The organism is Nocardioides sp., from assembly GCF_024509035.1.
GTDB lineage: Bacteria > Actinomycetota > Actinomycetes > Propionibacteriales > Nocardioidaceae > Nocardioides.
Window position 1 is genome coordinate 1 of the sequence record NZ_JANINT010000123.1, and the last position, 4,762, is coordinate 4,762.

The window sequence follows — 4,762 nt, forward strand, 5'->3', positions numbered from 1 at the left end:
GTGGTGTCGCGACAGCCGATCGTCGTCGCCGGCATCCGCACGCTGCTCGCGGAGTCGGCCGACGCCGAGCACACCTACGTCGCCGTCACCGAGCCCGCCGATGCCGACGTCGTCATCTACGACGTCTTCAACCTCGCGATCGGTGACGCCGCGACGAGCGAGGGCCACCTGCGCAAGCTCGCAGAAGGACACCCCGGCCGGGTCCTCGCCCTCTCCCGGCTCCTCCAGCCCGGCCTGACCGCACGCGCGCTCTCCCTCGGCGCCGCGGCACCGGTCTCGGTCAGTGCCGCCGGCGAGGAGCTCACCGCGCTCGTCGACGCGGCCGCGAACGGAGAGCTCGCCACCGACCCCCAGCTCGTGCGCCGCTACGACGCCGACCTCGCCGGCGTCCTGCACTCTGCTGTCGACCTCACCCCTCGGCAGAAGACCGTCATCTCCTACATCGCCGCCGGGTACAGCAACGAGGAGATCGCCGCCGCGCTGTTCGTCAGCATCAACACCCTCAAGAGCACCATCCGCAGCGCCTACTCCCGCATCGGCGTCACCAACCGTGCGGGGGCCGTCGCCTGGGCCATCGCGCACGGCTACCAGTCGGCCGGTGCCCGGGCCACCAGCCGCTAGCCTCGGGATCTCACGCTAGCCGCCGTGCGCGATGGCTGGCTCAGCCCTGGGCGAGCCAGGGCGTGAAGCTGCGCGGCTTGCCGGCCCAGTCGACGACCGAGCCGCCGCCGGCACGCGTGCCGGAGATGCGGACGGCGACGCGGACGTCGTCGGGGTTGCCGAGGGCGGCGCGCGACATCCGGATCCGCACGCGGTCCTTGTCGTAGCTCACGCGCATGATGTAGTCGCCGTTCTCGATCGGGTCTCCCCAGGCGGCCTTGCCGAAGCCCTCGGTCTCGAGCAGCCGGTAGTCGGTGCCGGCGTAGAACCCGCCGACGAAGACGTACTCCGGGCCGCGGTCGTCGCGGTCGGTGTCCACGTAGATGGTGCCGGCCGAGCCGGTAGCAGGCGCGCGCCGCAGGTCGGCGTGCATGGTGGTGACGTCGACGTTCTCCGCACCGTTGCGCACCTGCAGTGCGATCAGGTCGGAGCCGTGGGTGGACTCCTTCGGGTCGTCGATGCCGAACTGCTCGGCGCTGGCCGGAGCGGCGGCGAGGAGGGGAAGGGCGGCGGCCGTCAGGGCGACGGCGGCGATAGCGGTACGCATGGGGTTCTCGATCTCTCGTTCGTTGATGTGTGCCTGGGATACGCACGAGCGACCGCGGAGGTTGCACCCGATCGAGAACCCGATCATTCGTCGCCGCTGCCCTCCCGCGGGACGTAGCCGGGCAGCAGGGCGGGGTTCTCGTCGAAGAACCGACGCGCGAACAAGAACGCGGCCACGATCCCGACGCCACCGCCCAGGACGCCGATGACCTTCGCCGCGGCGTGGTCGGCTGGCGTCGTGCCGGCGTCGACCCAGACGGCCATGAGCACGAGGTAGACCGCGACCGTGGTCGTCACGACGAGCACGAGACCCGAGATGCGCTTCTCCATGTGCGCAGCCTGCTGGCTGAGGGCGCCCGTGTCGAGCCTGGCGACGGGTCTAGCGCGGACCGACGACGGCGAGGATCTCCGGGCGCGTGAACACCTCGGTAGCGATCTCGCGGACCTCCTCGAGGGTCACCGCGTCGATGCGCTCGATCACCTCGTCGATGCTCAGCAGCCGGTCGTGGACCAGCTCCGCCTTGCCGATGCGCGACATGCGGGAGGCGGTGTCCTCCAGCCCCAGGACCAGACCACCACGCAGCTGGCCCTTGCCACGGGCGAGCTCGTCGGGGGTGATGCCGGACGCGGCGACCTTCGCGAGTTCCTCGCGCACCACCTCGAGCACGTCGTCGAGCTTGGTGGGCAGGCAGCCCACCGAGACACCGACCAGGCCGGAGTCCGCGTGGTGGCTGGCGAAGGAGAAGACCGAGTAGGCCAGGCCGCGGCGCTCACGGACCTCCTGGAAGAGCCGCGAGGAGGTGCCACCGCCGAGGGCGGTGTTGAGGACGCCGAGAGCGAAGCGGCGCTCGTCGTCGCGGCGCAGGCCCTCCATGCCGAGCACGACGTTGACCTGCTCGAAGGGGCGGGTGGCGACGAGACGACCGGGCCGGATCCGCTTGCGGCTGCCGTGGCGGGCCTCGACCGGGGTGTCGTGGCCGTCGAGCCAGCCGTTGCGGCCGAAGGCCGCCCGCACCTGGCGCACCAGCGCGGTGTGGTCCACGTTGCCGGCGGCCGCGATCACCATGTTGGCGGGCCGGTAGTGGCGCCGGTAGAAGCGCTGCACCTGGTCGCGCGTGAGCGCCTGGATCGAGGCCACCGTGCCGGCGATCGGCCGCCCGAGCGGCGTGTCACCCCAGGCCTGCTCGGCGAACAGGTTGTGGACCACGTCGTCGGGGTCGTCGTCGTGCATCGCGATCTCGTCGAGGATCACGTCGCGCTCGGCCTCGACGTCCTCCGCGGCGAGCGTCGAGGAGGTGATCATGTCGCCGAGCACGTCGACCGCCAGCGGGAGGTCCTCGTCGAGGACCCGCGCGTGGAAGCAGGTGTACTCCTTCGCGGTGAACGCGTTGAACTCACCACCGACGGCGTCGAGCGCCACCGAGATGTCGAGGGCGGTGCGCTCGGCCGTGCCCTTGAACAGCAGGTGCTCGAGGAAGTGCGAGCAGCCGTGCAGCGCCGGGCTCTCGTCGCGTGAGCCGACGCCCACCCAGACCCCGATCGCCGCGGACCGGACACCCGCCTGGTGCTCGCTGATCACGCGCAGCCCGGAGGGCAGGACCGTACGTCGCACCCGCGACGTCACCTGCCCGTCGGCGTCCTTGGTGGTCTGCAGGGTGCGCGTACTCGGAGAAGGCGTTGACCCGCCCGAAACTTTCGGGCGGGTCAACGGTGAAGCGTTGGTCACTCGGAGTCGTCCGACCCTTCGGCGTCGCCCGCCGGCGCGTCGTCGCCCTCGCCCTCGACGACCGGGACCAGCGACAGCTTGCCGCGGTCGTCGATCTCGGCGATCTGGACCTGGATCTTCTGGCCGACCGAGACGACGTCCTCGACCGCGTCGACCCGCTTGCCACCGGCCAGCGAGCGCAGCTTGCTGATGTGCAGCAGGCCGTCCTTGCCCGGCATGAGCGAGACGAACGCACCGAAGTTGGTCGTCTTGACGACCGTGCCGATGTAGCGCTCACCGACCTCGGGCATGGTCGGGTTGGCGATCGCGTTGACGGCGTTCTTGGCAGCCTCGGCCGCCTCGCCGTTGGTGGCACCGATGTAGATCGTGCCGTCGTCCTCGATCGTCAGCTGGGCGCCGGTGTCGTCCTGGATCTGGTTGATGATCTTGCCCTTCGGACCGATCACCTCGCCGATCTTGTCCACCGGGATGCGGATCGTGATGATGCGCGGGGCGTGGACCGACATCTCCTCGGGAGCGTCGATGGCCTCGGCCATCACGTCGAGGATCGTCATCCGGGCGTCGCGCGCCTGGGTCAGCGCCGCGGCGAGGACCTCGGCGGGGATGCCGTCGAGCTTGGTGTCGAGCTGCAGGGCGGTCACGAACTCGCGGGTGCCGGCGACCTTGAAGTCCATGTCGCCGAACGCGTCCTCGGCGCCGAGGATGTCGGTCAGCGCGACGTACTGGAGCTGGCCGTCGATCTCACCGGAGATCAGGCCCATGGCGATGCCGGCGACCGGAGCCTTGAGCGGGACACCGGCCTGGAGCAGCGACAGGGTCGAGGCGCAGACCGAGCCCATGGAGGTCGAGCCGTTGGAGCCCATGGCCTCGGAGAGCTGGCGGATCGCGTAGGGGAACTCCTCGCGGCTCGGCAGCACCGGCAGGAGCGCGCGACGCGCGAGGGCGCCGTGGCCGATCTCGCGGCGCTTCGGCGAGCCGACACGGCCGGTCTCACCGGTGGAGAACGGCGGGAAGACGTACTTGTGCATGTAGCGGCGCGACTTCTCCGGGGAGAGCGTGTCGAGCTTCTGCTCCATGGTCAGCATGTTGAGCGTGGTGACACCCAGGATCTGGGTCTCGCCGCGCTCGAAGAGCGCCGAGCCGTGGACCCGCGGGATCACGCCGACCTCGGCGTGCAGCGGCCGGATGTCGGCCAGGCCGCGGCCGTCGATGCGGACCTTGTCGCGCAGCACGCGCTCGCGCACGACCTGCTTGTTGACCGAGCGGAACGCCGCACCGATCTCCTTCTCGCGGCCCTCGAACTGCCCGGCGAGCTGCTCGAGCAGGGCGGCCTTGAGCTCGTCGGTCCTGGCCTCGCGCTCCTGCTTGTCCGCGATGGTCATCGCGGCCGAGAGGTCGGCCTTGGCGGCGGCCTCGACGGCGGCGTAGACGTCGTCCTCGTAGTCGAGGAAGACCGGGAAGTCGACGACCGGCTTGGCGGCCTCCTTGGCCAGCTGGGCCTGCGCCTCGCAGAGCTGCTTGATGAAGGGCTTGGCGGCGTCGAGACCGCTGGCGACGACCGACTCGGTCGGGGCCTGGGTGCCGGACTGGACGAGCTCGTAGGTCTGCTCGGTGGCCTCGGCCTCGACCATCATGATCGCGACGTCACCGGTCTCGGTGACGCGGCCGGCGACCACCATGTCGAACACGGCGTTCTCGAGCTGGCTGTGGGTCGGGAACGCGACCCACTGGCCCTCGATCAGGGCGACGCGGACGCCGCCGACCGGGCCGGAGAACGGCAGTCCGGAGATCTGGGTGGAGAGCGACGCGGCGTTGATCGCGAGCACGTCG

Annotated in this window: 5 protein-coding genes; 1 reads left to right on the plus strand and 4 read right to left on the minus strand. The window is 70.6% G+C overall.

Annotation, left to right across the window (positions count from 1 at the left end; translation table 11 throughout):
• A partial coding sequence (locus Q0L15_RS10220; RefSeq protein WP_296604106.1) for a response regulator transcription factor occupies positions 1-621 on the plus strand: 621 nt, incomplete at its 5' end.
• A gap of 40 nt (positions 622-661) precedes the next feature.
• Here Q0L15_RS10220 and Q0L15_RS10225 read toward each other — a convergent pair.
• The 4 genes from Q0L15_RS10225 to Q0L15_RS10240 all read right to left on the minus strand — a co-directional run.
• Entirely contained in the window at positions 662-1,207 is a 546-nt protein-coding gene (locus tag Q0L15_RS10225) for a hypothetical protein (protein WP_296604108.1), read from the minus strand.
• Positions 1,208-1,290: 83 nt separating this feature from the next.
• On the minus strand, positions 1,291-1,536 hold the full coding sequence (locus Q0L15_RS10230) for a hypothetical protein (protein ID WP_296604110.1): 246 nt from the start codon (positions 1,534-1,536) through the stop codon (positions 1,291-1,293).
• A gap of 49 nt (positions 1,537-1,585) precedes the next feature.
• Positions 1,586-2,818: a pitrilysin family protein gene (locus tag Q0L15_RS10235; protein ID WP_296604112.1), complete on the minus strand. Its 1,233-nt coding sequence runs from the start codon at positions 2,816-2,818 to the stop codon at positions 1,586-1,588.
• A 110-nt stretch (positions 2,819-2,928) separates the two neighbouring features.
• Positions 2,929-4,762 (minus strand): polyribonucleotide nucleotidyltransferase (locus Q0L15_RS10240; RefSeq protein WP_296604114.1); only part of this gene is annotated, 1,834 nt, incomplete at its 5' end.

What these genes read in the sequence shown, in the direction of transcription:
- Q0L15_RS10225 (WP_296604108.1), bottom strand. Translation starts at nt 1,207, where the DNA reads ATGCGTACCGCTATCGCCGCCGTCGCCCTGACGGCCGCCGCCCTTCCC.
- Q0L15_RS10230 (WP_296604110.1), bottom strand. Translation starts at nt 1,536, where the DNA reads ATGGAGAAGCGCATCTCGGGTCTCGTGCTCGTCGTGACGACCACGGTC.